21 protein-coding genes are annotated in these 25,884 nt (G+C 47.9%); 17 read left to right on the top strand and 4 right to left on the bottom strand.

From position 1 onward, the window contains the following. Positions 1–562 precede the first annotated feature (562 nt). The 11 genes from ACWQXP_RS13490 to ACWQXP_RS13440 all read left to right on the top strand — a co-directional run bounded on the left by ACWQXP_RS13490 (position 563) and on the right by ACWQXP_RS13440 (position 11,975). The gene (locus ACWQXP_RS13490; protein ID WP_454063397.1) at positions 563–1,048 is read left to right on the top strand and encodes a ribosome maturation factor RimP; all 486 of its coding nucleotides are present in this window, start codon (positions 563–565) and stop codon (positions 1,046–1,048) included. A 64-nt stretch (positions 1,049–1,112) separates the two neighbouring features. Further along, on the top strand, positions 1,113–2,318 hold the full coding sequence (nusA, locus tag ACWQXP_RS13485; RefSeq protein ID WP_454063396.1) for a transcription termination factor NusA: 1,206 nt from the start codon (positions 1,113–1,115) through the stop codon (positions 2,316–2,318). 21 nt (positions 2,319–2,339) lie between these two features. Further along, a complete protein-coding gene (gene infB, locus ACWQXP_RS13480) occupies positions 2,340–4,910 on the top strand; it encodes a translation initiation factor IF-2 (protein WP_454063395.1) in 2,571 nt (856 codons plus the stop codon). Between the two features lie 97 nt (positions 4,911–5,007). Continuing rightward, positions 5,008–5,289: a DUF503 domain-containing protein gene (locus tag ACWQXP_RS13475; RefSeq protein ID WP_454063394.1), complete on the top strand. Its 282-nt coding sequence runs from the start codon at positions 5,008–5,010 to the stop codon at positions 5,287–5,289. Positions 5,290–5,315: 26 nt separating this feature from the next. Continuing rightward, complete coding sequence (gene rbfA, locus ACWQXP_RS13470) at positions 5,316–5,696, top strand: 30S ribosome-binding factor RbfA (protein WP_454063393.1); 381 nt, start codon at positions 5,316–5,318, stop codon at positions 5,694–5,696. 28 nt (positions 5,697–5,724) lie between these two features. Continuing rightward, on the top strand, positions 5,725–6,726 hold the full coding sequence (truB, locus tag ACWQXP_RS13465; protein WP_454063392.1) for a tRNA pseudouridine(55) synthase TruB: 1,002 nt from the start codon (positions 5,725–5,727) through the stop codon (positions 6,724–6,726). Between the two features lie 33 nt (positions 6,727–6,759). Continuing rightward, a complete protein-coding gene (rpsO, locus tag ACWQXP_RS13460; protein ID WP_454063391.1) occupies positions 6,760–7,029 on the top strand; it encodes a 30S ribosomal protein S15 in 270 nt (89 codons plus the stop codon). Positions 7,030–7,122: 93 nt separating this feature from the next. Beyond that, complete coding sequence (gene pnp / locus ACWQXP_RS13455) at positions 7,123–9,219, top strand: polyribonucleotide nucleotidyltransferase (protein WP_454063390.1); 2,097 nt, start codon at positions 7,123–7,125, stop codon at positions 9,217–9,219. A 33-nt stretch (positions 9,220–9,252) separates the two neighbouring features. Beyond that, positions 9,253–10,518 carry a M16 family metallopeptidase gene (locus ACWQXP_RS13450; RefSeq protein ID WP_454063389.1) on the top strand — a complete coding sequence of 422 codons (1,266 nt, stop codon included), beginning with the start codon at positions 9,253–9,255 and terminating at the stop codon, positions 10,516–10,518. A gap of 196 nt (positions 10,519–10,714) precedes the next feature. Then, on the top strand, positions 10,715–11,266 hold the full coding sequence (locus ACWQXP_RS13445) for a hypothetical protein (protein WP_454063388.1): 552 nt from the start codon (positions 10,715–10,717) through the stop codon (positions 11,264–11,266). Positions 11,267–11,348: 82 nt separating this feature from the next. After that, positions 11,349–11,975 (top strand): hypothetical protein, encoded by a 627-nt coding sequence (locus ACWQXP_RS13440; protein ID WP_454063387.1) that lies wholly within the window; start codon positions 11,349–11,351, stop codon positions 11,973–11,975. A gap of 62 nt (positions 11,976–12,037) precedes the next feature. On the opposite strand, the gene mutS is transcribed toward ACWQXP_RS13440, so the two are convergent. Genes mutS through ACWQXP_RS13420 form a run of 4 tightly spaced genes read right to left on the bottom strand, consistent with a single transcriptional unit; the run spans position 12,038 to position 17,621 of the window. Further along, complete coding sequence (gene mutS / locus ACWQXP_RS13435) at positions 12,038–14,680, bottom strand: DNA mismatch repair protein MutS (RefSeq protein WP_454063386.1); 2,643 nt, start codon at positions 14,678–14,680, stop codon at positions 12,038–12,040. 48 nt (positions 14,681–14,728) lie between these two features. Then, on the bottom strand, positions 14,729–15,223 hold the full coding sequence (tsaE, locus tag ACWQXP_RS13430; RefSeq protein ID WP_454063385.1) for a tRNA (adenosine(37)-N6)-threonylcarbamoyltransferase complex ATPase subunit type 1 TsaE: 495 nt from the start codon (positions 15,221–15,223) through the stop codon (positions 14,729–14,731). After that, positions 15,220–16,842 (bottom strand): NAD(P)H-hydrate dehydratase, encoded by a 1,623-nt coding sequence (locus ACWQXP_RS13425; protein WP_454063384.1) that lies wholly within the window; start codon positions 16,840–16,842, stop codon positions 15,220–15,222. The genes tsaE and ACWQXP_RS13425 overlap by 4 nt, the downstream gene beginning before the upstream one ends. Before the next feature lie 56 nt (positions 16,843–16,898). After that, positions 16,899–17,621 carry a pyridoxine 5'-phosphate synthase gene (locus ACWQXP_RS13420; RefSeq protein WP_454063383.1) on the bottom strand — a complete coding sequence of 241 codons (723 nt, stop codon included), beginning with the start codon at positions 17,619–17,621 and terminating at the stop codon, positions 16,899–16,901. Positions 17,622–17,876: 255 nt separating this feature from the next. Between ACWQXP_RS13420 and ACWQXP_RS13415 the strand changes: the two genes are divergently transcribed. The 6 genes from ACWQXP_RS13415 (at position 17,877) to cimA (ending at position 25,630) form a co-directional block, all read left to right on the top strand. Beyond that, positions 17,877–19,067, top strand: coding sequence for an aminotransferase class I/II-fold pyridoxal phosphate-dependent enzyme (locus ACWQXP_RS13415; protein WP_454063382.1), 1,191 nt, complete (start codon positions 17,877–17,879; stop codon positions 19,065–19,067). Beyond that, entirely contained in the window at positions 19,064–20,386 is a 1,323-nt protein-coding gene (locus ACWQXP_RS13410) for a homoserine dehydrogenase (protein WP_454063381.1), read from the top strand. Before ACWQXP_RS13415 ends, ACWQXP_RS13410 begins: the two co-directional genes overlap by 4 nt. A gap of 18 nt (positions 20,387–20,404) precedes the next feature. After that, entirely contained in the window at positions 20,405–21,463 is a 1,059-nt protein-coding gene (gene thrC, locus ACWQXP_RS13405) for a threonine synthase (RefSeq protein WP_454063380.1), read from the top strand. A gap of 73 nt (positions 21,464–21,536) precedes the next feature. Next, a complete protein-coding gene (locus tag ACWQXP_RS13400; RefSeq protein WP_454063379.1) occupies positions 21,537–22,763 on the top strand; it encodes a hypothetical protein in 1,227 nt (408 codons plus the stop codon). Then, positions 22,763–23,995, top strand: coding sequence for an aspartate kinase (locus ACWQXP_RS13395; RefSeq protein ID WP_454063378.1), 1,233 nt, complete (start codon positions 22,763–22,765; stop codon positions 23,993–23,995). The genes ACWQXP_RS13400 and ACWQXP_RS13395 overlap by 1 nt, the downstream gene beginning before the upstream one ends. A 12-nt stretch (positions 23,996–24,007) precedes the next feature. After that, the gene (cimA, locus tag ACWQXP_RS13390; RefSeq protein ID WP_454063377.1) at positions 24,008–25,630 is read left to right on the top strand and encodes a citramalate synthase; all 1,623 of its coding nucleotides are present in this window, start codon (positions 24,008–24,010) and stop codon (positions 25,628–25,630) included. Positions 25,631–25,884 lie beyond the last annotated feature (254 nt).

Genomic DNA, 25,884 nt, shown 5'->3' with positions numbered 1-25,884 from the left:
CGGTTCCTAGCGAATAAATTCCTAATGATTGAGAGAGCCCAGGTAGGTCTGGACGTCTAATCACAGTGTTTATGTTGAGTAAGAATGTCTTTAAAATCAGTTTATCATAGGGGTCCTCTTAAGCCTATGGAGTTCCTATAGCTGTTTCAGTTATACCGAAACGATCAAGCGCCAACTTGTACAATGTTGATATCCAATACGTGATAGAACACGTCAATCATTGCCAGTACATCCAAGCGGGTATAACCTTTCGATGTTTGACAACGATTAATCGCGAGGGGTTAGTTGATATGCCTCAGATGGAACTTATTTGGATTCGCTATAGACTCTGAGTTTTGGCATGTCTACTGCTTTCCAGGTGATGGAGCTTCTGGCGGTTATGAAGGATGTATGATGTGAATCCCCATTGCAAACCTCCCTGTCGGCACAGGCTCTTGCGTTTAGATCGAAGAAATGCTAGGGTCCCAGAAGGTGGAGTGGGCGAATGCCCACTTTTTTTTGGTCTTAAACTATTGAAAAGTTAGAGTATTCGGATAGAGCGCGAATCTATTCGTATTTGAGCATGACGGTTCCAGGTCACAGCGTCGAGCAACGGATTGAGCAGATTGCGAGTCCGTTGGCGCAAGCGCTTGCTGTGGAACTTGTTGAAATTAGCTGTTTGGGAAAAGGAGCTGGCTCCTGCATTCGTGTAACTATTGATAAGCCTGGTGGTGTTGGGATTCAAGATTGTGAGGCGCTTCATCATTCCTTGAGCCGAGCTCTTGACGTACTTGATCCTCTTCCCTATACCTATCGACTTGAGGTATCTTCCCCAGGATTAGATCGACCCCTGAAACATCGCCAAGACTACCAACGTGCGTTGAACAAGTTAATACGCGTGAAATTGCTGAATGCTGAGAAGAAAAATTCATTTATTGTTGGGCATTTACACGAAGTGACCGACGCAGGTATCTGTGTAAAGCCTACGCCGTCAAAGGGTATTCAGAAACCTCTCGTCACCTTGGATTGGGGAATGTTTGACAAAGGTCGGCTAGAAATAGAATTTTAGATGACCGCAATATCAAGATGGTTTGGGTGTCTATCCATTATTCACTTTGATCGGGAGCTGATACATGAAGCGTGAATTAATGGCCGTGATCGAGCAAATTGGCCGTGAGAAAGGCATTGATAAAGATCGCGTTCTTGCTGCAGTTGAATCGGCCCTCGTGACGGCTGCTAAAAAGCGTTATGGCCATGGTGAGAACATTCAAGTAGATGTTGATCACGAAACAGGAGAAATCTCCATTGTTTCCAAAAAAACCATTGCCGAGACGGTAACTGATGCGCGTACAGAAATTTCGCTTGAAGAGGCTCGCCTAATTGATAGTGATGCGGAGATGGGCGATGAAATTGGCTCGTTAATCGATATGGAAGAGTTTGGTCGTATTGCCGCGCAAGCTGCGAAGCAAGTCATTTGTCAAAAGGTCAGAGAGGCCGAATGGGAAGCGGTTGAGCGTGATTACTCTAAGCGGCAGGGTGATCTTGTTCATGGAGTCATACTCGGCCAGGAACGACGAAACTATCTTGTTGAGATTGGTAAGACGGAGGCCCTTCTTCCTCTTCAAGAGCAAATTCCTCGAGAAACACACCGTCGTGGTGATCGAATTCGGGCTTACCTGCTTGAAGTTCGCCGGACTCCGAAAGATGTTCAAGTCATCTTGTCCAGAGCGCACCCTCAGTTTGTCGTCAAGCTCTTTGCGCTAGAAGTGCCAGAGGTCTCAGAGAAAATTGTTGAGATTAAAGGTGTCGTGCGGGAGCCGGGAGATCGAACCAAGATATCTGTTGCCTCTCGCGATAAAGCTGTCGATCCAGTCGGGGCCTGTGTGGGGATTAAAGGATCCCGTGTGCAAGCGATTGTTCGGGAGCTTCGTGGTGAGAAAATTGACATTATTCCCTGGACGAACGATCCTCGGGTCTTTATCGGTGAGGCCCTGAATCCTGCGTCCATTGAAAAAGTTGGTATTGATGAGGAAAAGAAGGCTGCCTTGGTGGTGGTGGCTGACTCTCAGCTTTCACTCGCAATCGGGAAGAATGGCCAAAATGTTCGATTGGCTGCAAAACTGACTGGGTGGAAGATTGACATCATTAGTGCGACCGAATACGAAAAAGAAAAACTTGAACGCGATCGAGATATTAAAGCTGCACTCGCGGAAGAAACCGCTGCACAATTAGGCCAAGATGAACCTTCGGGAGAGAAAGCCGTCGTACAGGAAACTACTCACGCTGGTGATTCAGAGGGTTCGAGTAATGAGCAGGCGCCAACAACTGAAACCGTCTAACGATATGAAGGTTATTGCTGGATGAGGGTGTATGAGTTAGCCAAAAAGCTAGGGATGGAAAGTCGAGTCCTTATCCCTGAGTTGGTTCAACTGGGGATCGAGGTGACTTCTCATAGCAACACGCTGGATGACGAAAGTGTTCGGCGAGCGGTTGAAGTGATTCAAGGAAAAAAGCCGTTGGAGGGCCTGGATGATTCTAAAAAGTCAGGGAAAAAAGGGTTAGGAAAGGTTTCCGGCGGTTCGAAGAAGAGTAAAGGGCAGGGAGGGTCTTCGTCTGCGGTTGACGAGCCGAAAAAACCCGAAAAAAAACATATTCTCATTAAGCGGAAAAAAGTCGAAGATGAGGAATTGCTTACTGATTTGCCGGTTGGAGAGGCTGATGAAAGTACGCTTGACGGTGGTGAGGCAGAGTCTGGAGTCTCTCCACTCGTGGACGGTCCAGTAGAACTAGACCCAGAGACGATTGTGGTATCTCAGGCTGAGCCCGACACAGAGATCCCGATCCCTCTAGCTGTTGAAACTGAACCAGTGAGTGAGGCGACGAAGGAGAGTTCCGACACGTCCGACCCTTCAACGGGACCAGAGTCAACCACTGTGAGTGTGAAAGCTGAACCTAAGGAAGCTCAGAAATCACCTGCTGCCGATCCCATTGAAGAGAAAATCAAAAAGCCTAAAAAATCTGTAAAAAAACGTGATGACGATCTCTTCGCTGCCAAGTATGAAGATGCTGCTCGGTGGCAAGACCTTCGTCCCCTGCCTGCGTTGCGACGTGAAGAGCGATCGCGGCCAAGTCAATCCACTTCCGTCACTGAAGTCACGAAGCCAAGAAAGAAGGGAATAAAAGTTCATGCCGGAATCTCGGTTAAGGAATTTTCCGAGTTATTGGGGCAGCGTCCGGCTGAAGTGATTAGAAAACTTATGGATATGGGAATCGTTCTGGCGATGAATCAGCCTATGGATTTGGATGCGGCAGCCTTAATCGCGGAGGGGGCAAACGTTAATATTGAAATAGCTGCAGAGAAACAAGGAGAAGATCTTCTCGAGGAAGTTCTCGAAGAGACCACAGAGAAGCAGCTTGTGCCACGTGCTCCAGTTGTCACGATCATGGGGCATGTAGACCATGGGAAAACCTCATTGCTTGATGCCATACGCCAAACGCATGTGACAGATCGGGAAGCTGGGGGGATTACACAGCACATCGGGGCGTACTCTGTGAAGGTAGGTGAGAAGCGTGTGACATTTTTGGACACTCCAGGTCACGAGGCCTTTACGGCGATGAGGGCTCGTGGAGCTCAAGTGACGGACATTGTCGTCTTGGTGGTTTCGGCTGATGATGGGGTGATGCCGCAAACTGTTGAGGCCATAAATCATGCACAGGCTGCAAATGTTCCGATCGTTGTTGCGGTCAATAAAATCGATAAACCCGACGCTAACCCCGATAGGGTGAAACAGGGGCTCAGTGAGCATGGCCTGATTTCTGAAGCGTGGGGAGGGCAAACCATTTTTGTCGAAGTATCTGCCAAGGAGAAGCTTGGCTTAGATCAACTATTGGAAATGATTCTTCTACAGGCTGAAATTCTTGAGCTCAAAGCTGATATTGCCTGTTCAGCAAGAGGCGTGGTTTTAGAGGCTCGATTGGATCGAGGGCGAGGTCCCGTTGCCACGGTGCTTGTTCAACATGGAGTCCTCAAAACGTCGGCCATCTTTGTGATGGGCGCGGTCAGTGGTCGGGTTCGAGCATTAAATTCGGATACAGGTGCAAAACTGAAAGAAGCGGGTCCCTCCATTCCGGTTGAAGTGATTGGTCTTTTAAGTGTACCGGCTGCTGGAGACCAATTCGTTGTTGTCAAAGACGAGCGAATGGCTCGGGGTATTGCAGAGGGGCGTCAAGACAAGCAACGAACGGCTGACTTAGCCGCCACAGGACCACGTCGTACCCTTGATGAGTTTTATGCTGAAATTCAGGAAGGCGAAGTGAAAGAACTCGCGATACTCATTAAGTCTGACGTACAGGGTTCCGCCGGGGCTATTCGTGATGCGGTGGAGAAGTTTTCATCCGATCTTGTGCGTTTTCGTGTGATTCACAGTGGCGTCGGAGGGATTAGTGAGTCCGATGTGTTGTTAGCCGCGGCTTCCCAAGCCTTAGTCATTGGGTTTCATGTCCGTCCTGAACCGAAGGCGGCTTCCTTAGCTGAACGCGAAGGTGTTGAGATTCGATTGCATACGGTGATTTATAAAGTCATGTCTGAACTGAAGTCGGCGGCCGAAGGCTTACTGGCTCCGACATTGAAAGAACGCGTGTTGGGACGTGCGGAAGTCCGTCAGTTGTTTACGGTACCCAAAATGGGGACGATTGCTGGATGTTATGTCACTGATGGGATGATAGCTCGAGCAAGTGCGGGTATTCGAGTCTTACGAGACAATGTGCTGGTCTATGAAGGGAAGCTTGGATCCTTGAGACGATTTAAGGACGATGCTCGTGAGGTTCAGCAAGGCTATGAATGTGGAATTGGCGTTGAGAACTTCAATGATCTCAAGGCTGGAGACATTCTTGAAGCCTATGTCTACGATGAGGAAGCCGTTAAGCTTTAGGTGCTGCTCACGCAGGGCCATGATTCCTGATTATTTATGAGTTCAGGTCATGGTCGGGGGTCAGCCAAACTTCATGAATCGACGGCCTTGTTGGTGAATGGTTATTGGACTGTGCACGGTTGAGTTGCATTTCCCTGAGAGTCAATCGTTGAAGGCGAAACGTCAAATTCTTTCCAGTTTAAAGACGCGTCTTCGTGGGAAGTTCAATGTCTCTGTAGCTGAGGTGGATGATCAAAATTTATGGCAGAAGGCAGTTTTGGGTATTGCCTGTGTGGCGAATGAATCGGGTCGAGTCAATCAGGTGCTAGATCAGGTTCGTAATGCGATTCAGTCAAATCCGACATTAGTCATCAGTCGATCCCATATTGAATTATTATAAGAGGGTTCTCACGAACGTGAACAGTCATGGCCAAGCCAAGTTACAAACGGGCAGAACGGGTGGCGGATCAAATCCGTATGGAGGTGGCTGATATTCTTGCTCGCAAGATCAAAGACCCTCGCGTTGGATTTGTCACCGTGACGGATGTCGATCTGAGTCCAGATCTACGATTTGCCAAAGTCTATGTGACATCTCTTCGAGAAGGTGAATCGGAAGATGCGGCATTACAAGGACTTTCCAATGCGGTGGGGTTTGTTCGAGGGGAGCTGGGTCGACGTCTTGAATTGCGCTACACCCCTGACATAACTTTTTGCCACGATGGAAGTCGTCAGCACGGTCGTCGAATCGATCAGTTGTTAGATTCGCTTCCACATCATGAAGATGACTCCGATCCCTTACCACTCTGAGGATAAAAGGGACAAATCGATACGTTATATGGAATCCATCCTCACTGCTGCTCATCCTCAACGTTCCACCAATATTGTGCCAAGCCATCTTCACGGAATTTTAAATGTCCTGAAACCTGTTGGGTGGACTTCTCATGATGTGGTCCTTCATCTTCGACAGTTGTTGGGTATTCAGAAGATCGGGCATGCTGGAACGCTCGACCCTGCAGCGACTGGGGTTCTCCCTGTTTTACTGGGGAAAGGAACTAAAATTGCGAGCTATCTGCTCGAATGGGAGAAGGAGTACGCAGCGGTTTTGCGACTTGGCCAATCAACCGATACTCAGGATGCCACGGGTGCGATCATCCACCAAACGTCTGTCGATGGGATGTCTGAATCCCTGATTCGATCAGTTGTGAATGAATTTGTGGGTGATATCCAGCAGATTCCTCCTATGTATTCAGCGGTCAAAATCAAAGGGCAACCCCTCTATCGGGCTGCTCGACGTGGGGAAACTGTCGAGAGAAATCCGAGGTCAGTCACGATTTATCGACTGGAAACGTTGGCGGTGAGAGGGTGTGATGTGGATTTACGGGTACATTGCTCCAAGGGGACATATATTCGGACCCTATGTGCCGACATTGGCGATCGTTTAAAGGTCGGAGGACATTTACTCTGGCTTGAACGAAGTCGCGTCGGGCCTTTTTCCGTTCAAGATGCACTCGATGTTGATGGGCTGACCGAAGCACGGCTTTCTTCAGAAATGCCCCGATCCTTCTTGACGATTGATGAGGCGCTTCCCCAATTACCCGTTGTGGTGGTGAAGGCTGAGGACATGAAAAAGGTGATGAATGGTGTGCCGATTCCATGGGAAGATATTTTGGTGAATCAAGATGAGAACATGAGCAAGATCGGTGAAGGGCAACGTGTTCGAATTCGGGACATCCAAGGTCAATTGTTGGCTATTGGAATCACGGGATCATCGACTCGCTCATCGGGAGGACATGAGATGGGAACCGTACGAGTTGAAACCATGTGTATTGAGAGATAATTTCGGATTAGCGCATACGAGGAGGGACATGCGATGGCATTCACAAAAGAAGCGAAGGTAGCTGTTGTTCAACAATTTCAGCGTAATGAGAAAGACACCGGTTCATCTGAGGTGCAAATTGCAGTCTTGACGAGCCGAATAACAGATTTGACGGAACATTTTAAGTCGCATAAAAAAGATCATCATTCTCGACGAGGGTTGTTGCAAATGGTGAGTCGGCGACGTCGTTTGTTGGACTACTTACGTCGAGTGGATCATGCGAAGTATCAAACGTTGTTAGCGTCGCTGGGTCTGCGGAAATAATTATCACGCAACGCCAATGGACATATTGGCCTTGAGAAAAACATTTTGGGTTCCGAGTTGGTGAGTGCGGAAACCGCTCGAGAGGAGAGAGCAATGATACATGCCGTGGAGATCGAGGTTGGTGGACAGACCCTTCGCGTAGAAACAGGGAAAATGGCGAAACAAGCTGATGGTGCGGTGTTGGCCTCCTATGCAGATACTGTAGTATTGGCAACGGCTGTCTCAGCTAAGACGCTCAAGCCTCAAACGGACTTTTTGCCGCTAACCGTCAATTACATTGAGAAAACATATTCGGCTGGCAAAATTCCAGGTGGGTTTTTTCGGCGTGAAGGTGCACCAAGCGAAAAAGAGGTCTTGACGAGTCGCTTAATCGACCGGCCAATCCGACCTCTCTTTCCAGAAGGGTACCACTACGAGACTCAAGTCATTGCGGCAGTTCTATCTGTGGATCAGACGATTTCCTCCGATATTGTGGGAATGACGGCCTCATCTGCGGCTTTGGCCATTTCTGATATTCCGGTCGGTGGGCCGTTAGCGGGTGTGAAAATCGGTCGATCAAACGGCCAGTTCGTGGTGAATCCCGACCTCAAGACTATGGAGGCCAGTGATTTAAATCTTGTCGTCGCAGGGACGGCTGATGCGGTCATGATGGTCGAAGCTGGAGCTCACGGACTACCGGAGTCAACGATGCTTGAGGCGATTGAATTAGCCCATGCAGAAATAAAAAAAATCGTCGCAAAACTCGTTGAGTTGCAAAAGCTTGTCGGTCGAGAAAAGCGAGTGTTTGAGGTTGAGCCCATCGATGCCGAACTGGAGTCTCAAGTTCGCGTCATTGTGGCAGACCCCATTCGTCAGGCGATTGTTATTCCGGATAAAAGTGCTCGACAGGGACAACTTGATCAGATCCGTCAGGATGCTGTCCAGAAGCTTGCGGAAGATGATGAGGCACGTGCTGAACAGGTCAAGCGTATTTATCATGACTTAGAATATTCAGAAGTCCGGAACATGATTTTAGACGGAAAAGTGAGGGCCGATGGTCGAGGTCCTGCGGATATCCGGCCGATTACATGTGAAGTCGGGCTGCTTCCAAGGACCCATGGGTCTTCTCTCTTTACAAGAGGAGAGACGCAAAGCTTAGCCGTGGTGACATTGGGAACAAAAGAAGATGAGCAGAGAATTGACGCTCTGGAAGGGGAATATTTTCGAAGATTCCTATTGCATTACAATTTCCCTCCATTTTGCGTTGGTGAGGCGCGGCCTCTTCGTTCGCCAGGACGACGAGAAGTTGGACACGGTAAACTTGCTGAACGAGCCCTGTCTTCAGTCTTGCCGTCAGCAGAAGAATTTCCCTACACGATTCGTATTGTCTCCGATATTTTGGAGTCCAATGGGTCATCGTCTATGGCGACGGTCTGTGGTGGGACCTTGGCCATGATGGATGCCGGCGTTCCAATTAAAGCCCCTGTAGCAGGGATTGCGATGGGTCTGATTCTTGAGCAAGACCGCTCTTTGATTCTCTCAGACATTTTAGGGCTTGAAGATCATTTAGGGGATATGGACTTTAAGGTGACGGGGACGAAGCAAGGAGTCACGGCTCTTCAGATGGATATCAAAATATCCGGCGTAACGCCCGCTCTCATGAAGGAAGCCTTGGAGCAGGCTCGCGTTGGACGTTTACATATCTTAGAGAAAATGGATGCGGCTCTGGCGACCCCTCGCGAAACGCTTGCTCCATACGCTCCAAGAATCTTTAATTTACAAGTCAAGCAAGACCGTATTCGTGACGTCATCGGGCCAGGTGGAAAGACCATACGCAGTATAATTTCTGAATGTGGCGTCAAGGTGAATGTGGATGACTCTGGTCTTGTCACGATTGCGGCGGTGGATGGTGAGTCTGCGGAAAAAGCTAAGGAAATGATTAATCGTTTGGTTGAGGAAGTTGAGCCTGGGAAAATATATCTCGGTACTGTCAGGAAAATTGTGGATTTTGGGGCCTTTGTCGAAATTCTTCCGAATGTTGATGGATTAGTGCATATTTCGCAGTTGGCTCCTCATCGAGTGCAGGCAGTATCGGACGAAATCTCAGAAGGCGAACAGATTCTCGTCAAAGTGCTTGAGGTTGATCGACAAGGAAAGATTCGCCTAAGTCGTAAAGAGGCGATGGGTGAAAGTGCCCCAGCCGAAGAGTAGTGTCATTGTAAGGTAATTGCAAAGAGCCAATTTGTGTATAAAAAAGTCATATTAGATAATGGCGTGCGGGTCGTTCTTGAGCGGATGTCTTCGCTAAGGTCCATTGCTATTGGCATTTGGGCAAACGTGGGAAGTCGGAATGAGGCCACCAGCGAATCCGGTTACTCCCATTTTATCGAACATATGATGTTCAAGGGGACAAAGCGGAGGACGGCTGCACAAATTTCCAATGAAATTGATGCCTTGGGTGGTGAAATGAATGCGTTTACCACACATGAGGCAACCGCCTTTTATGTGAAAGTCTTGGATCAGCATGTCGGACATGCTTTGGACCTGTTGGCTGATTTGTTTCACGAGTCTCGGTTTAGCACAGCAGAGATTCAAAAAGAAAAACAAGTGATATTAGAAGAAATTCGTATGGTGAAGGATGACCCGGAAGATCTTGTTCATGAGCTCCATGGAAAAGATGTCTTAGGCACTCATCCGTTAGGGCGCCCGATATTGGGTGAACCTGAGACCATGACCACGTTGAAACGACGTGATCTTCTTCGGTATTTACAGAATCAGTACCATCCCGAAAAAACCGTTGTTTCCATTGCAGGGAATTTTAAGGTCGAGGAATTACTTCCTCAATTAAACAAATATTTTGGTGGGTGGACTCGAACTCAAGCCTCTCCGACATCAAAAGTTCTGGACCCTTGGCCCGATAATGGGTCGATGAAAGCGCGCGTGTACCGCAAAAAACTCGAGCAAGTTCACCTATGCATGGGCTTTAAAGGATTGCCTGTCGGACATCCTGATCGTTATACCGCCAATGTGTTAAACACCATCCTCGGGGGAGGCGTCAGTTCTCGATTATTTCAACAGTTACGAGAAAAACGAGGGTTGGCTTATACGATCTATTCGCATCTGTCTGGTTTCTCTGATGGTGGGCTGTTGACCGTGTATGCTGCGACACGATCAGAAGAAGTTGAGAACGTTGTTCGTGTTGTGTGCAAAGAAATTCAGAAACTTTGTCGGCGCGGGGTGACAGAAGTCGAACTTCAGCGAACCAAAACGCAACTCAAAGGGAATCTCATGTTAGGACTGGAAGGCACGTATGGGCGGATGAATAAACTGGCCAAGAATGAGTTGTATCAGGGGCGCTACGTTTCACTTCAGGAAATGATCCGAGAAATTGACCAGATTTCCATTGATGATCTTCGTCAATTAAATCGGCAACTCCTTGATATAAATGGACTTGTGGTGACCGCGTTAGGCCCGGTCGCTAAGAAGGTGACGTTAAACGGAGTCCATTAAAATACCCTTGGAATTCGATGAATAATTGCTTGACAACCAGATCTCGGATAAGTAGCATGGTCCTCTAATTTCCTTGAAGAGAAAATTGCTAGAACGATCAAAAGAATTGAGTCATTGTTTTGAAACAAGAGTGTTCCCAAAAGATTGTTGGTATCCTTTATTTAAGTCATTCTAACAACAGTGAAGGAGGGAGGAGATGAACAAGTCATCTTTTCGTGTTGGGGTCGTAGCGCTAGTTGCCTTCGGTCTTCTGACATTTGGTATGACCGGTGTTTCCCTTGCTCAAGATGGTCCAGCGGAAAAAAACCCAAAATCAAAGGGTGATCCTAAAGACGTCACTAGTCAAGGAAAAATTTCCTTTAAAGGAGAGAAGGTATCGAGTTTGAAGGGGAGATTGTACTCTCACTGGGCTGATAACCCGGAAGGTGAAGTGTTGTTTGGAATCCAATACTGGAATACCAGTGATCCTGCAGAAACTGGCAACTTCCCAGGTCGGGCTTCCGATGATCGAAATGTTGCACTGCCTGACCCATTGGTGGCCTGCTGTAGCTGGGGCTTCACTGGCGGAGAAGACAAAAACAAGGCCTATGCCGGTTGGTACAACCCGCAAACCACAGTACGGTTACGGGTGAAAGACAAGGCGTTGTTAGATCAACTCACCAAAGCCGCACAAGATTTTGTGGCCATGGAAGTACAGCTTACCGATGGTGATACGATCACGGGCTTCAAGGTTATGGAAGAAGAGTAGTGCGTTCTGTTCTACATGAAATTTAAAAGAATTTTGAAAACTATTATATCTAATGAAATTCTTTAAGAGGAGGGAAGGCATTATGAAAGGTCGTAAGACTCGGTGGGCAGTTCTCGCTGCCATTGCCCTAGTTGGTGGAATGGCTTCCAATGCCATGGGCATTGAGGCTTTCCAAGAGCGCTTTGAGTGGGGTGACCTGAGCAAGCCAACGACTCTACATGGTCGAGTTGCCGTGGTTGATCCTTATGATAAAGCTGTGTGGATTAATGTCGCAGTTTTTGGCGGCAACGCCGAAAGCGGACTCTATTGGCAGAAGTATTATCCTGGAAAGAACATCAAAATGTATGCTGGAAGTGATGAGGTCTGGAATCAGCTTCAATCACTAGGCAAAGACTCTCATAGCCAAGCCGTCATGACGGGCACGAAGCCGTCGAAGTATTCTTTAGTAGAAATAGTTGTCCAAGAGACCGAGCAGAATCATCGAGTCATCAATTCATTGAAGGTCCTTGATGATAATGCCGGTACCCCGGAAAAACCACGAAATATGGCTAGTCTTCGGTCACTTCCTATTCAACAGGCGATGATTGATGACTATTGGCCACAAAGCCGAAAAATGCTGTACGATGTGCTGATTCCTGGTGGACCAGCAGTGTCAGGCATCATCAGAAATTCTAATCAAGGTGTTGAGTACCGTAAACTTACTCCGTAAGATTAGAAATTCTTCGTCAAATAAAAAAGGGAGCGGCTTACACATTAAGCTGCTCCTTTTTTTTATTCATTTTCTTCCTGTTCTAGACGGGATTTCATGTCTGCCAATCGGTTGAGGGCTTCGAGTGGGGTCATCCCAAATAAATCCATTTGTTTGACTTCGTCAAGTATGACGTGGGCAGATGGAGTTGGTTGATTAAGGAGGGGCTGTTGTTGGCTTGGCTCATATGTTGCGCTTGTTGATTCATGCTCTAGTTGTTGAAGAATATTTTGTGCCCTTTGAATGATCGTCTCTGGAAGTCCTGCTAATTTTGCGACATGAATTCCATAGCTTCGATTGGCCTTCCCCTTAATAATCTTTCTTAAGAACAGGACATCTTGGTTTTTTTCTTTAATGAGAACAGTATAGTTTTTTAATCCTTCCCGTAGTTCTTCGAGCTCTGTCATTTCATGATAATGGGTTGCAAAGAGAGTCCGCGCACCTACATGACAGCGGTCAAGTATGTATTCCGCAACTGCCCAGGCAATGCTGAGTCCGTCATACGTACTGGTACCCCGCCCAACTTCATCAAGTAAGATAAGGCTTCTTGATGTCGCGGCGGTAAGAATTTTTGAGGTTTCTGCCATTTCCACCATAAAGGTGCTTTGCCCTGCTGCAAGATCATCCGATGCGCCAATTCGTGTAAAAATTCTATCGACCAAACCAATATGTGCAGAAGAGGCAGGAACAAAACTGCCCATTTGGGCCATGAGGACAATCAGTGCGACTTGACGAAGGTAGGTGCTTTTCCCCGCCATATTTGGCCCTGTAATTAACAAGAGTCGCTGCTGATCTAAATCAAGGTTGGTGTCGTTTGCAATAAAACCTCCCAAGACTTCCGTTTGTTCGATCACTGGATGTCGTCCATCCTGGATAGCGATGACGCTGCCTTGGTCAACTGTTGGCATGACATAACGATTTGTGGCGGCGGTTTCTGCAAGGCCAGTCAGTACGTCGATTTGTGCGATGATAGCGGCCATGTCCTGTATGCGTTTCGTGGCCTGCGTAATTTGGAGACGGAGTTGTCCAAAAAGGGACGTCTCAAGGTTTTTGATCTTCTGATCGGCCCCCATGATTCGATTCTCTAGCTGAGTCAATTCTTCTGTGGTATAGCGTTCAGCATTCACGAGTGTTTGTTTACGAATATAGTCGTCAGGGATTTTTGCAAGATGTGTTTTTGTGACCTCGATGTAATATCCAAATACGCGGTTATATTTAATTTTAAGCGATTCTATGCCACTTCTGGCTTTTTCACGTACTTCAAGTTCAGCAATCCAACGGAGACCTTCACGTGCGACTTTTCGAAGCTCATCAAGTTCGCTATGAAATCCTTCTCGTATAATGCCTTCATATCCAGAAGTGAGTGGAGCTTCAGTATTAATGGTGTGATCTATGAGTGTTGTGATATCTTCCAAGTTGTCCCAGTGACTTCTGAGATTTTTGGTGAGAGGACTTTCTAGGGAATCCAGCAGTAATTGAAGCTCTGGTAAAACAGACAGTGATTGTTGTAAGCCAAGAATATCGCGAGGTGCGGCGACTCCCAGGGCAATGCGACTATTTAATCGTTCAAGGTCCTGGATCTCTCTGAAAGTGTTTCGTAGTTCACGGCGAACTCTTAGATTATTGACGAATTCTGAAATAACCGTTAACCGGGCATGAATTTCTGTCAGGTCTAGGAGCGGACGGACGACCCATTGCCGGAGAAGTCGTCCAGCCATGGCTGTCACGGTTTTATCGAGTATCGTGAGTAAAGTTGAACAGTCTCGGTCTTGAGAAAACGGTTTAACGAGTTCCAAGTTTCGGATGGTCACCCCGTCAAGCTCCATTTCTCTTTGTGAAGAACGAAGTCGGGGTTTTTGAATATGTTGATGATTCATGCCTGGCTGAGTCGTTTGAAGATAACGAAGCAGGCTTCCGGCGGCTTCGATCCCTCTGCTTAACTGTGGCAGCCCCAACTCTTCAGCGTTCTGAACCTCAAAATGTGTCGCAATGAGCCGTTGGTTTTCCTCGACGTGAAACCAGCTTTCATCTTGTTCGACCAGTCTTGACTGACGGAGGTCTTTGAGAGACCGAATCATGTCTGATGGTGCGAATGTCGGAAAGATAATTTCTCGCGGTTCTAAGCGCACTAATTCGTCGACAAGGGACTCACGTTGTTGAGGGGAGTCATATTCGACGACCCAGAATTCACCAGTTGATAAATCAAGTGTGGCGAGCCCCCAATTCATTAGCGGATTTGGGAGATCCTGAGCTGATGGGGTCATGCAGGAGATCGAGGCGAGAAAATTCGCTTCCTTTGATGGAAGGAGGTCACTATCAAATAAGGTCCCCGGCGTATACAGACGCACCACTTCTCTCCGCACAAGTCCTTTGGCAACCTTTGGATCTTCTACCTGTTCGCACAGAGCGACGGTTTTGCCTGCCTTGAGGAGTTTGGCGATATAACCAGTGGCTGCATGATACGGGACTCCACAAAGTGGAATAGGAGTCTCTCTATTCTTTCCGCGTGAGGTGAGAACAATGTCTAATAATTTTGAAGCTTCTTCGGCATCTTCAAAAAACATTTCATAGAAGTCTCCGACTCGAAAAAATACGATCGCTTCTTTGTATTCAGCTTTCACTTCTCGAAATTGTCGCATTAATGGGGTTGTATCTGTTTCAGCCATGACTACTCATATCTTTCCAAAATACTGGTTATGGAAATGAGGACGAAATTATTCCAAGATCTTTAAGACGAGCTCTCGACTTTGTGGTCCGGTAGACCTTAGGGTCGCCTTTCTGGATGATCGTTGCTGATGCTCGAGGTAAATTTCAAGACGATCGAGTGGTAAATCGTCCTCCATCCGCTCCGCCCATTCGATCACCACAACCGAGGATGAATGGAAGTATTCCTGAAGTCCAAGGGCTAGCCATTCTTGGGGGAGTTCCAGTCTGTAGAGATCTGCATGGATCAGGTGAAGACGTCCATGATATTCATGAATGAGTGTAAACGTTGGGCTCGTGACTACGGCTGAATCGATAAGGATTCCTGATGCCAACCCTCTTACGAATACGGTTTTTCCTGCGCCAAGTTCTCCTTTAAGAGCAATGATCTCCCCTCCGGTGAGTTGTTGGCCAATTTTGTGCCCTAATGATTCAGTGGCTTGAACTGATGGAAGGCGAGTGGTCCATACATTCCCTTCATCATTCTCCATGGAACCCGGTTTCATGAAGGTGTGCACTCTTCGCATCCTGAGAATATATTTTGTAAGGCGTGTGGAAGATATTCAATGAGATCGCTGGCGATCAATCCAGCTTGTCCGACCCGTTTCGCGGCTAAATCTCCGGCAAGTCCATGTAAGCAGACTCCAGTACGTGCCGCATTCCAGGGAGAGAGGCCTTGGGCAAGAAAGCTCACGATCACACCGGTTAAGACGTCACCCATACCAGCGCTCGCCATTCCGGGATTTCCCGTCGTGCAGATGGCTGCCTGGCCATTTGGATGTGCGACGATGGTTCGAGCTCCTTTCAGTACAAGAATGACCTTATGAGCTTTCGCAAATTTCAATGCAACACCGAGACGGTCTTGGTTAACAGTTTTAGTTGAGGTCTGGCCAAGGAGTCTGGCCATTTCTCCTGGGTGCGGTGTGAGGATTGGGATACTTTTGCAGGAAGATAGTACTTGAAGGTGGCCTGCAAGAATATTTAGCCCGTCGGCATCAATGACACACTGCTGCTTAAGGCACGGCAACAATTGCCTGATGAGCTTTCCAGTTTCTGCATGAGTACTGATTCCCGGTCCAAGCGCAATAGCATCTCGCTCTTTGGCAAACGTCAGGAGAGGTTTGAGTGCGGTGCGACTGAGGGTATGAGCCTTGGTTTCTGGCATGGCCAATGTCATGGCTTCAAATAGTTTTGCGTCAAGGCTTGACTGGCCAGATCGAGGTGTAGCGATTGTGACCAGGCCAGCACCAGTTCGTAGCGCGGCTCGAGCGGCTAAGGCTGCGGATCCAGTCTTTCCAGGTGAGCCAGCAATCAATCCGATATGCCCATATGTGCCTTTATGGGAGTCTTGGTTTCGCCTGGGAAGCAGTGCCGCAAGAGACTCTGGAGTCAGCAGGTGAAGCGATGATCCTAATTCCTTGACATAGGCTTCAGGAATCCCGATATCCACAGTGGTGATGCTTCCCGTATGGTTGATGCCTTTTCCAAGGTACAGACCGATCTTGGGGCATCCCAATGTCACTGTGGTATGAGCCTCGATTGCATTTCCTAGCACCTCTCCAGTATCGCTATGAATTCCTGATGGAATGTCCACGGCAACGATTGGGGTTTGTGCGTCATTCATGTGGTTGATGGCTGTGAGATAGGGCTCTCTGACAGTCGATGACAGCCCAGTTCCTAACATTGCATCAATGAGAAGAGAGGCCTTGTGGGTCGAGGTCTGAATGATGGCTTCCGATGGTTCTATTTTAATCATTGAAGAGGGCGCGATTTTCCGTAGGCGTTTATACATGCCCAGAGCATCTTGGGTCAGTTCTTTAGGGTGAGCCAGAAGAAGTACCTGGATTTTTGCGCGCTTCTGTTTTAATAGCCGGGCAATGACCAGACCATCCCCGCCATTATTGCCTTTCCCGCACACGATCGAGATCGGTTGGCCCGAAGGTGATCCAAACTGTTGCTCAAGGACTTGAACGACGCCTTTTCCGGCTCGTTCCATTAATTGGCTTCCGGATACGTTGCTTTCGTCTATGGTGCGTCGATCAAGCGCCTGCATTTGAGAGGCCGTGACAAGGGGAAGGAAAGTCGTTGGCCCAACTGGAGTCGGAATGAAGTTGGGATTACGCATGATTTGTTAGAAGTCGGGATTGCCTGGTTGTGGGTAATAAATTGATGCTGACTATTTCAGGGAAGTGGATTGAGCAAGGCTTTCATATCCCGAACAGCTGTTTCCAGGCCGGTAAAGACCGCACGTGAGATAATACTGTGGCCAATATTGAATTCAAGAATTTCAGGGATTTTCGTTAATCGCTGCACATTGTGGTACGTGAGCCCATGGCCGGCATTGACACCTAAGCCAAGTTTGTATCCGAGCTTGGCGGCTTGCTCAAGGGCTTCGAATTCTGTCTGTTGGTCTTTGCTATTTCTTGTGTTGGCGTATCGTCCTGTATGAAGTTCGATGGAATCAGCTTGAATTTTGTGTGCGGCACGTACTTGTTGCTGGTCAGGGTCGATAAACAGACTGACAGGGATTCCCCCATCATGGAGCAGTTGAATCATCTCGTGGATTCGATCTTTGCGTTCAACGACGGCCAGGCCTCCTTCAGTAGTGAGTTCCTGGCGTCGCTCAGGGACGAGCGTGACCATGTCAGGCTTGATGCTGAGCGCCATTTTTGCCACGGCTTCGTCAGCAGCCATTTCCAGGTTTAATTGGATATGAACGATTTCCTTTAAAAGTGTGAGATCGCGATCTTGTATATGACGTCGATCTTCCCGAAGATGAACGACCACTCCATCGGCCCCAGCTAACTCAACCAGTGTGGCAGCCGTAATGGGATCTGGTTCATGTCCTCCTCTGGCTTGTCGGAGGGTCGCGACATGGTCTACATTGACGCCGAGTCTGGCCATACCATTTCCTCTTGTTGCTTGAAATCTTTGTCAATCACATAAAGGGGAATGCATTATGTCAGAAGTGAAAATATGGCTGCAAGAAAATGAATGGGGTTTAGGCTTTCGTCTTCATTCTGTCTTCGTGCATTTGTCGGTTGTATGAAATGAAATTGACTGCTTGAATCAGCTGATCTAAAATACAAAATTGTTGGAAAAACAAGGAGAAATACTTTCTTCTCAGATGATCTTGCAAGTTTTTTACGGACATACTTGATGACACCATTTTATCGAATTGAGCGTTTGCCACACTACGTATTTGCCCAAGTTCAGTCGCTGAAGCTGGAGGCACGACAGCGTGGAGAGGATATTATTGATTTAGGAATGGGAAATCCTGATCAACCGACACCTTCGCACATTGTTGATAAACTGACTGAGGCGGCTGGCAATGGAAGAAATCACCGGTATTCGGCATCACGAGGGATTACGAAGCTTCGTCATGCGATTTGTGGGTGGTATAAGCGAAACTACGATGTTGATTTAGACCCAGAAACCGAAGCGATTGCCACATTGGGAGTGAAGGAAGGCCTGGCTCATCTGGCGCTGGCGATGGTCGGCCCAGGGGATGTGGTGTTGACGCCCACCCCGACGTATCCGATTCACATGTATAGCGTGATTATCGCTGGAGGTGAGGTTCGCGGGGTCGAGTTGAACCCGGCGGCGGGAGATTTTTTCGAAAACCTCACGCGGGTCTACCGTCAAACTCAACCGCGTCCCAAGATACTCATTATGAGTTTTCCACACAATCCTACGACGAGTGTGGTGGATTTGGAGTTCTTTAAAAAGATTGTCGCATTTGCATTAGAAAATGAAGTGTGGTTGGTTCATGACTTAGCGTATGCCGATCTCGTATTTGATGGATATCGAGCCCCGAGTCTCCTTCAGGTGCCAGAAGCCAAACAGGTCGGTGTCGAGTTTTATTCTTTGTCAAAAAGTTATAATATGCCGGGGTGGCGAGTTGGGTTTTGTGTAGGCAATCAAGAGATGATTGGTGCACTCACAAAAATTAAAAGTTATTTGGATTATGGAATGTTTCAGCCGATCCAAATTGCGAGTATCATTGCTTTGAATGGCCCACAGGAATGCGTAGGGGATATTGTGGAACGCTATAAGCGACGACGTAATTCGCTGGTCGATGGTTTGAATCGAATCGGGTGGGAGGTTGACTATCCTCGAGCGACCATGTTCGTGTGGGCACGTATTCCTCCAGCGTTTCGAGGTCTGGGGTCGCTTGAGTTTTCAAAGTTATTATTGCGTGAGGCAAAAGTGGCCGCTTCTCCAGGTATAGGGTTTGGAGAAGGAGGTGATGAATATGTGCGTTTTGCCCTTGTGGAAAACGAACATCGTATTTATCAGGCCGTTCGAGGAATGAAACATGCCCTTAAACTTGGGGATGCGAGCCGATGAAATCCAGAGTCACGGTGGGAATGATAGGGTTAGGGACTGTCGGGTGTGGCGTGGCCAAGGTGTTATTGGGCAATGCCTCGTTGATTGCTAAGCGGGTTGGCGTACCGATTGAGCTTGTTCGAATTGCAGATTTAGATATTACAACAGATCGTGGGCTCTCATTCCCAGATGGCATGTTAACCACGGATGCTCAATCTGTCCTTGAGGATGCGGATATCGATATTGTTGTCGAATTGATTGGAGGCTATGATCCAGCTAAGCGTTTTATCCTCAAGGCCCTAAAAAATGGCCAATCCGTCGTGACAGCCAATAAAGCGTTATTAGCCGTGCATGGAGAAGAAATTTTTCATGCCGCAGCATCGGCAAGGGTTGACCTCGGTTTTGAAGCCAGTGTCGGAGGTGGAATTCCGATTATTAAAGCGTTGACGGAGGGATTGGCCGCAAACGCCGTGACCTCGATGTTCGGAATCATGAATGGGACATCGAATTATATTCTGACGAAAATGACGGAAGATGGCAAAGGATTCGAGGAAGTGCTTCAGAGGGCCAGAGACGAAGGCTATGCCGAAGCTGATCCGACATTTGATGTCGAGGGTGTCGATGCTGCGCACAAACTTGCCATTTTGGTTAATTTGGCGTTTGGCACAACAGTCAATATCAAAGACATTCATACCGAAGGGATCTCACGCCTCTCGACGCTTGATCTTGAGTTTGCTCGTGAGTTTGGCTATACGATTAAATTGTTAAGCATTGCGAAGTACCTCGATCATGAAATCGAAGCGCGAGTTCACCCAACTCTTGTGCCTTCGACCTCGCCAATGGCCCAGGTTGGAGGGGTGTATAACGCGATTCATGTCGTCGGGGATGCCGTTGGAGATGTCGTGCTGTATGGGCAAGGTGCTGGATCTCTTGCGACGGCCAGCGCCGTGGTCAGTGATATTGTTGATATTGCAAGAAATCGGCTCAAGAACATTGCTGGTCGTGTGCCGGTTGCTTCCTATCAGTGGGAGCACCGTGCTCCTATTCGGCTTCGACCCATCGAAGAAATTTCCAGTATGTACTATTTACGGTTCATGGTCGTAGATGAACCTGGCGTTCTTTCTCAAATCGCAAGTACTCTGGGAGCGCAGAATATTAGTATTTCCTCAGTGTTGCAGAAGGGACGGCAACAGGGTCAAACCGTTCCTTTAGTCATTATGACGCATCGTTCTTCAGAGCGCTCGGTTCAAGCCGCGATTCAAACCATCACGCGGATGCCATTTGTCTCGGAAGCGCCGATGTTGCTGCGAATAGAAGGTGCGAGTCATGATGGTGAATAGTGAAATCATGGTGAATGTATGATTCCCTGGCGCGGAGTGATTGAAGAGTATCGAAAGTTTCTTCCGGTGAGTGACTCGACCCCCATTGTCTCCTTACAAGAAGGCAATACCCCGTTAGTTCAGACGAAGCGTTTGGCTCAACGTATCTGTCCAGGGGTTGAGCTGTACTTGAAAATTGAAGGAGCCAATCCCACCGGTTCGTTTAAGGACCGGGGGATGACGTTGGCTGTTTCCAAAACACTTGAAAAAAAAGCACGAGCCGTGATGTGTGCTTCAACAGGCAATACGTCTGCGGCAGCTGCCGCCTATGGCGCGAAGGCGGGGATTCCAGTGTATGTGTTAATTCCTGCGGGAAATATCGCACTTGGGAAACTCACGCAGGCCATCATGCATGGGGCCAAGGTTATCCAAATCGAAGGAAATTTTGATCAAGCACTCAATATTGTGAAGGAGTTATGTCGAGATGACGAGTTTGAACTGGTGAATTCCATTAATCCCTTTCGATTAGAAGGTCAAAAAACGGCAGCCATGGAAGTCTGTGATCAATTGGGAAAGGCTCCAACGGTTCATGTGCTTCCGGTAGGAAATGCCGGAAATATTACGGCTTACTGGAAGGGATACCAGGAGTATCATGCGGCCGGTCAAGTCAGAAGTGTGCCGAAGATGATGGGCTTTCAAGCTGAAGGAGCGGCTCCGATTGTGCGAGGACATGTGATTGAGAATCCAGCAACAGTTGCCTCGGCGATCAGGATCGGAAATCCGGCGAGTTGGCAATTAGCGATGAATGCTGTTCAGGAGTCAGATGGTCTGATCAACATGGTGACCGATGACGAAATACTCGAAGCCTACCGAATGGTGGCGCGAGAAGAAGGAATATTTTGTGAGCCGGCTTCTGCGGCATCTGTTGCGGGCGTGATTAAGTTGCAAGCGGCGAATCACTTGCTTGATGGCATGACGGTTGTTTGTACATTGACGGGACATGGTCTGAAAGATCCTGATACGGCGATGAATATTTCGGCGCAACCATTAACGGTTCGCGCGACTCGCGAAGAAGTTGCTGCGGTATTGTCTTTGTGAAGATTCTGGTGTTAGGTAGGAGTCCTGGTGAGTCAACGTCATTTCATTCTTGATTAGAGATCTGTGATTGACAATGAAAACGATCATTGTCCAAGGTGATGGTCTCACGTCTCATGCTCTTCCGGAGCTTGATGGACAGACGCTTCTGCAAGTTGCGAAAACCCCAAACTTAGACGAGATGGCGAGCCGGGGAGAATTCGGCACGCTGACTCTGGCGTCCCAAACTATTCCGCTCTCAAGTGCTGTGGTTCATTTGTCTCTGCTTGGATATGACCCCAGTCGATACTATTCTGGGCTCGGGCCTTATGAAGCCGCGAGCTTGGACATTGTTCTTGAACCACATGATATGGCATTTCTTTGCCAATTCGTGACCTTGGGTTCAGTCAATGGGCGGGGGTATGACAAAAAACTAGGACCTTCCCTCACGTTGGATGACGAGGAGGCCGGAGGTCTCGACACAGAAGATGCGAAGGAATTGATTGCCATTGCCAATGAACAACTTGGGTCCGAAGCGATTCAGTTCTATACTGGTGAACGACATCGCCATTTAATGGTGTGGATTGGAAGTCCATGCCGTTGTCGCTGTTACGATCCTCGGGCGGCTCGTGGGCGAACGATTGAACCATTCCTCCCATCTGGGAAAGGCGCGGATGTGGTTCAAGAGCTCATGGAAGCCTCCCGCGTTCTTCTTCGGCATCATCCAGTCAATCAAGAACGTGAGCAAGCAGCGATCAATCCAGCAAATTGTCTCTGGTTGTGGGGGCCTGGTAAGGCGATTGAATTGCCTAAATGGAAAGACCGGTGGCCGATTCCAAATGTCACCATTTCACCTTCAAGTGTGCATCGAGGCATTGCAATGAGTGCAGGTATGGACGTGCTGAATCCTCTGAGCCATACGGAAGATGATTCGCATGACCTGAGTCAATATGTGGAATTATGTTTGGCTGAAATTCAGACGAGAGACATCGTGTATTTGCATGTACCCATGCCCAATACCGAAGGAACAACTGATATGCAGGCAGCGATTCATACGATAGAAATGTTTGATGCGCAGGTCGTTGGTCCTCTTATTCAAGCATTTTCTGAGAAGGGCAATTGTCGTCTACTTGTCGTTGGAAGTCGCGCTGGTGAAGACGCTCAGGTGTCAATGCTCTCCCCAACTCCCTATGCGTTGTATTCACCTTTCGAGGCATGGCATACGCAGTCACAATTCTTGTTTGATGAAATCCATGCGGTCAAAGGTCCTGTTCGAGATGCCACGAGGATTCTTGCACGGATGCTCGCGACAGAGGCCTCCTGATGGCATTACTTATTCAGAAGTTCGGTGGGACTTCCGTTGGAAGTGTAGAGCGAATCCATGCCGTGGCTGATTTGATTGAGCGAACAGCTCGTGATGGCCATCAACTCGTCGTGGTGCTTTCAGCGATGAGCGGAGAAACCGATCGTCTTCTGCGGTTAGCGCGCGAAGTCTGCGACGTTCCGGACGAACGGGAGTTAGATATGTTGCTGTCTTCTGGAGAGCGAGTCACCATTTCGTTAATGGCGATGACGTTACGGGAACGCGGGATTCTTGCTCAATCCTTTACTGGTCGACAAGTCGGGATTGTGACGAACAATTCTCATACGAAGGCTCGGATTTCACGAGTTGCGGCAGACCGAGTTAAAGTCGCGTTGTCAGATGGGGTCATCCCGATTGTGGCAGGCTTTCAAGGCATTAATGAGTCGTCAGATGTGACGACTCTTGGGAGAGGTGGTTCCGATTTGACCGCTGTTGCGCTGGCTGCGGCCTTAAAAGCAGATCGATGTGTGATTTATACGGATGTTGACGGTGTGTATACCGCAGATCCCAATGTGGTCCCGAATGCCAGAAGGCTTAGCGTACTTTCCTATGAGGAAATGTTAGAATTAGCTAGTTTGGGAGCAAAAGTCTTACAAGCACGGTCTGTGGAGTTCGCGGCCAGGCATCATGTGCCGCTTGAAGTCAAATCAAGTTTTATAGAAGGGCAGGGAACACTTGTGACGCAGGAACACGCTGATATGGAGAAGGTACTCGTCTCTGGGGTTGCCGGAGATCTGAATCAAGCGAAGTTGACCGTTGTGGGTGTGCCGGATAGTCCTGGGATTGCCGCTCAAGTGTTTGGGGCTGTGGCTGCGGAAGGCCTCAATGTCGATATGATTATTCAAAATATCAGTCAAGATGCTTTAACAGACATTTCGTTTACTGTTCCGCGAGCCGAACTTACTCAAGCGCTGACCATTGTTAAAAAGGTGGCGGCGATGATCAATGCACGTGAGGTTGAAGTTAAAGAGGATATTGCCAAGGTTTCACTCGTAGGAGTGGGTATGCGGTCGCATTCAGGCATTGCGGCTCGTATGTTTCAGGCACTGTCCCGTGAAGGCATCAATATTATGATGATTAGTACCTCTGAAATTAAGGTGTCCTGTGTCGTGGAAGAAAAATATTTAGAATTATCGTTACGGTCATTGCATAATGAATTTGAATTGGATAAAGACCCAACCACTCCTCAATAATGACGTTCATGGATGGGTGTCGAACACACATTAAACATGACAGATCATTCCCCAGTTAAGCCATTCTTGGAAATCTACGATACCACCTTGCGTGATGGATCGCAGGCCGAAGATGTCAGCTTTTCCGTCGAGGATAAAGTCCATATTGCGTTAAAGCTTGACGAGCTAGGCATTCATTACATTGAGGGAGGATGGCCAGGAGCCAATCCAAAAGATATTGAGTTTTTTCGAGTCATCAAGACAACACCATTGAGTCAGGCAACGGTTGTGGCATTTGGTTCCACACGAAAAGCGGATAATGCCGTACGGAATGATCCAAATATCCAAGCTCTGTTGACAGCTGAGACCGAGACCGTGACATTATTTGGAAAGAGTTGGACGTTACATGTGACGGAGGCTTTGGGAACGTCACTAGAGAAAAATGTTGAACTGATCGGTGATTCAATCGCCTATCTCTGTGACCAACAGCGTCGCGTGTTCTACGATGCCGAGCATTTCTTCGATGGATATAAAACAGATGCAGACTATGCGATGAAAACTTTGAGAAAAGCGACGGAAGCCGGGGCCGAACGTATCATTCTCTGTGATACCAATGGCGGGTCAATGCCGTGGGAGATTAAGGAAATTTTTGAACATGTCAAGGCTGAATGCTCTGTGCCTCTCGGCATTCATGCCCATAATGATGCGGAAATGGGTGTTGCAAATTCCATCATGGCTGTCAATGCCGGTGCACGGCAAGTACAGGGAACCATCAATGGCATTGGAGAGCGGTGTGGGAATGCGAACCTTTGTTCCATTGTTGCCAACCTTCAATTAAAAATGAACATGCCGGTTTTAGAGAATGGACGATTAGCTCAACTTCGAAAAGTGTCCATGTATGTTTCGGATATTGCGAACCTCCTGCCCAATAAACGTCAACCTTACGTTGGCGATACCGCGTTTGCCCATAAAGGTGGCGTGCATATTCATGCTGTGCAAAAAAACCCGTTAACATATGAACATGTTCAACCAGAAGATATTGGTAATCACCGACGTGTCTTGATTTCTGATAACAGTGGCAGAAGTGCGGTGCTTGGAAAAATTGAAACGTTAGGGTTGAGGCTGCCAAAAGACAATGCACATGTGCAAAGCCTCTTATCGTCTTTGAAGGACCGTGAATATGAAGGCTATCAGTTTGAAGGAGCTGAAGGATCCTTTGAGCTCATGGTCAAGAAGGCGCTGGGTGAACATACGCCATTTTTTGAGTTATTGGGCTGTCGAGTCATTATTGAAAAACGACAAACGAATGAGCAACCGGTCATGTCTGAAGCCACGATCATGGTCAAAGTTGGAGAGGTTGTGGAACATACCGCTGCGATCGGGGATGGTCCGGTCAATGCGTTGGATAATGCCCTGCGAAAAGCACTTGAAAAATTCTACCCACAATTACGAGATGTGAAGCTCTTAGACTATAAAGTTAGAGTATTGTCAGGAAGCCAGGGAACGGGATCTCGAGTTCGCGTCTTAATTGAGTCTGGTGATCATAAGGGCAAATGGTCAACGGTTGGAGTTTCTGAAAACATCATTGAGGCAAGCTGGCAGGCATTAGTTGATGGCATAGAATATAAGTTGCTGCAGGAGGAACGGTCCCTCTAAAAGTCCCTCTCTGGAGGCGATTGATTGAGTAATGGTAAGTTGTTGTTATTCCTTGACATTTCATAAAATCGCCTGTACGTTTGAAAAAAGCCTCAGATAAAGTTCTTGAGGCGAGCCAACACGAACATCCATCGTCAACTAGTGTAGTGAACCGAAAAACCTTAAAAATAAGATGCATGTCTCACTGATGATCATCTCCAGAGCAACAAGAGATGTTTCTTCGGTTATACACGAATTTTTTAACCACTACACTA

The organism is Candidatus Nitrospira salsa (assembly GCF_965152625.1).
Note: the sequence above shows the minus strand (reverse complement) of the source record. Positions and strands in the feature narration are given on the sequence as shown.

What these genes read in the sequence shown, in the direction of transcription:
- ACWQXP_RS13490 (WP_454063397.1), top strand. Translation starts at nt 563, where the DNA reads ATGACGGTTCCAGGTCACAGCGTCGAGCAACGGATTGAGCAGATTGCG.
- nusA (WP_454063396.1), top strand. Translation starts at nt 1,113, where the DNA reads ATGAAGCGTGAATTAATGGCCGTGATCGAGCAAATTGGCCGTGAGAAA.
- infB (WP_454063395.1), top strand. Translation starts at nt 2,340, where the DNA reads ATGAGGGTGTATGAGTTAGCCAAAAAGCTAGGGATGGAAAGTCGAGTC.
- ACWQXP_RS13475 (WP_454063394.1), top strand. Translation starts at nt 5,008, where the DNA reads ATGGTTATTGGACTGTGCACGGTTGAGTTGCATTTCCCTGAGAGTCAA.
- rbfA (WP_454063393.1), top strand. Translation starts at nt 5,316, where the DNA reads ATGGCCAAGCCAAGTTACAAACGGGCAGAACGGGTGGCGGATCAAATC.
- truB (WP_454063392.1), top strand. Translation starts at nt 5,725, where the DNA reads ATGGAATCCATCCTCACTGCTGCTCATCCTCAACGTTCCACCAATATT.
- rpsO (WP_454063391.1), top strand. Translation starts at nt 6,760, where the DNA reads ATGGCATTCACAAAAGAAGCGAAGGTAGCTGTTGTTCAACAATTTCAG.
- pnp (WP_454063390.1), top strand. Translation starts at nt 7,123, where the DNA reads ATGATACATGCCGTGGAGATCGAGGTTGGTGGACAGACCCTTCGCGTA.
- ACWQXP_RS13445 (WP_454063388.1), top strand. Translation starts at nt 10,715, where the DNA reads ATGAACAAGTCATCTTTTCGTGTTGGGGTCGTAGCGCTAGTTGCCTTC.
- ACWQXP_RS13440 (WP_454063387.1), top strand. Translation starts at nt 11,349, where the DNA reads ATGAAAGGTCGTAAGACTCGGTGGGCAGTTCTCGCTGCCATTGCCCTA.
- mutS (WP_454063386.1), bottom strand. Translation starts at nt 14,680, where the DNA reads ATGGCTGAAACAGATACAACCCCATTAATGCGACAATTTCGAGAAGTG.
- tsaE (WP_454063385.1), bottom strand. Translation starts at nt 15,223, where the DNA reads ATGAAACCGGGTTCCATGGAGAATGATGAAGGGAATGTATGGACCACT.
- ACWQXP_RS13425 (WP_454063384.1), bottom strand. Translation starts at nt 16,842, where the DNA reads ATGCGTAATCCCAACTTCATTCCGACTCCAGTTGGGCCAACGACTTTC.
- ACWQXP_RS13420 (WP_454063383.1), bottom strand. Translation starts at nt 17,621, where the DNA reads ATGGCCAGACTCGGCGTCAATGTAGACCATGTCGCGACCCTCCGACAA.
- ACWQXP_RS13415 (WP_454063382.1), top strand. Translation starts at nt 17,877, where the DNA reads ATGACACCATTTTATCGAATTGAGCGTTTGCCACACTACGTATTTGCC.
- ACWQXP_RS13410 (WP_454063381.1), top strand. Translation starts at nt 19,064, where the DNA reads ATGAAATCCAGAGTCACGGTGGGAATGATAGGGTTAGGGACTGTCGGG.
- thrC (WP_454063380.1), top strand. Translation starts at nt 20,405, where the DNA reads ATGATTCCCTGGCGCGGAGTGATTGAAGAGTATCGAAAGTTTCTTCCG.
- ACWQXP_RS13400 (WP_454063379.1), top strand. Translation starts at nt 21,537, where the DNA reads ATGAAAACGATCATTGTCCAAGGTGATGGTCTCACGTCTCATGCTCTT.
- ACWQXP_RS13395 (WP_454063378.1), top strand. Translation starts at nt 22,763, where the DNA reads ATGGCATTACTTATTCAGAAGTTCGGTGGGACTTCCGTTGGAAGTGTA.
- cimA (WP_454063377.1), top strand. Translation starts at nt 24,008, where the DNA reads ATGGGTGTCGAACACACATTAAACATGACAGATCATTCCCCAGTTAAG.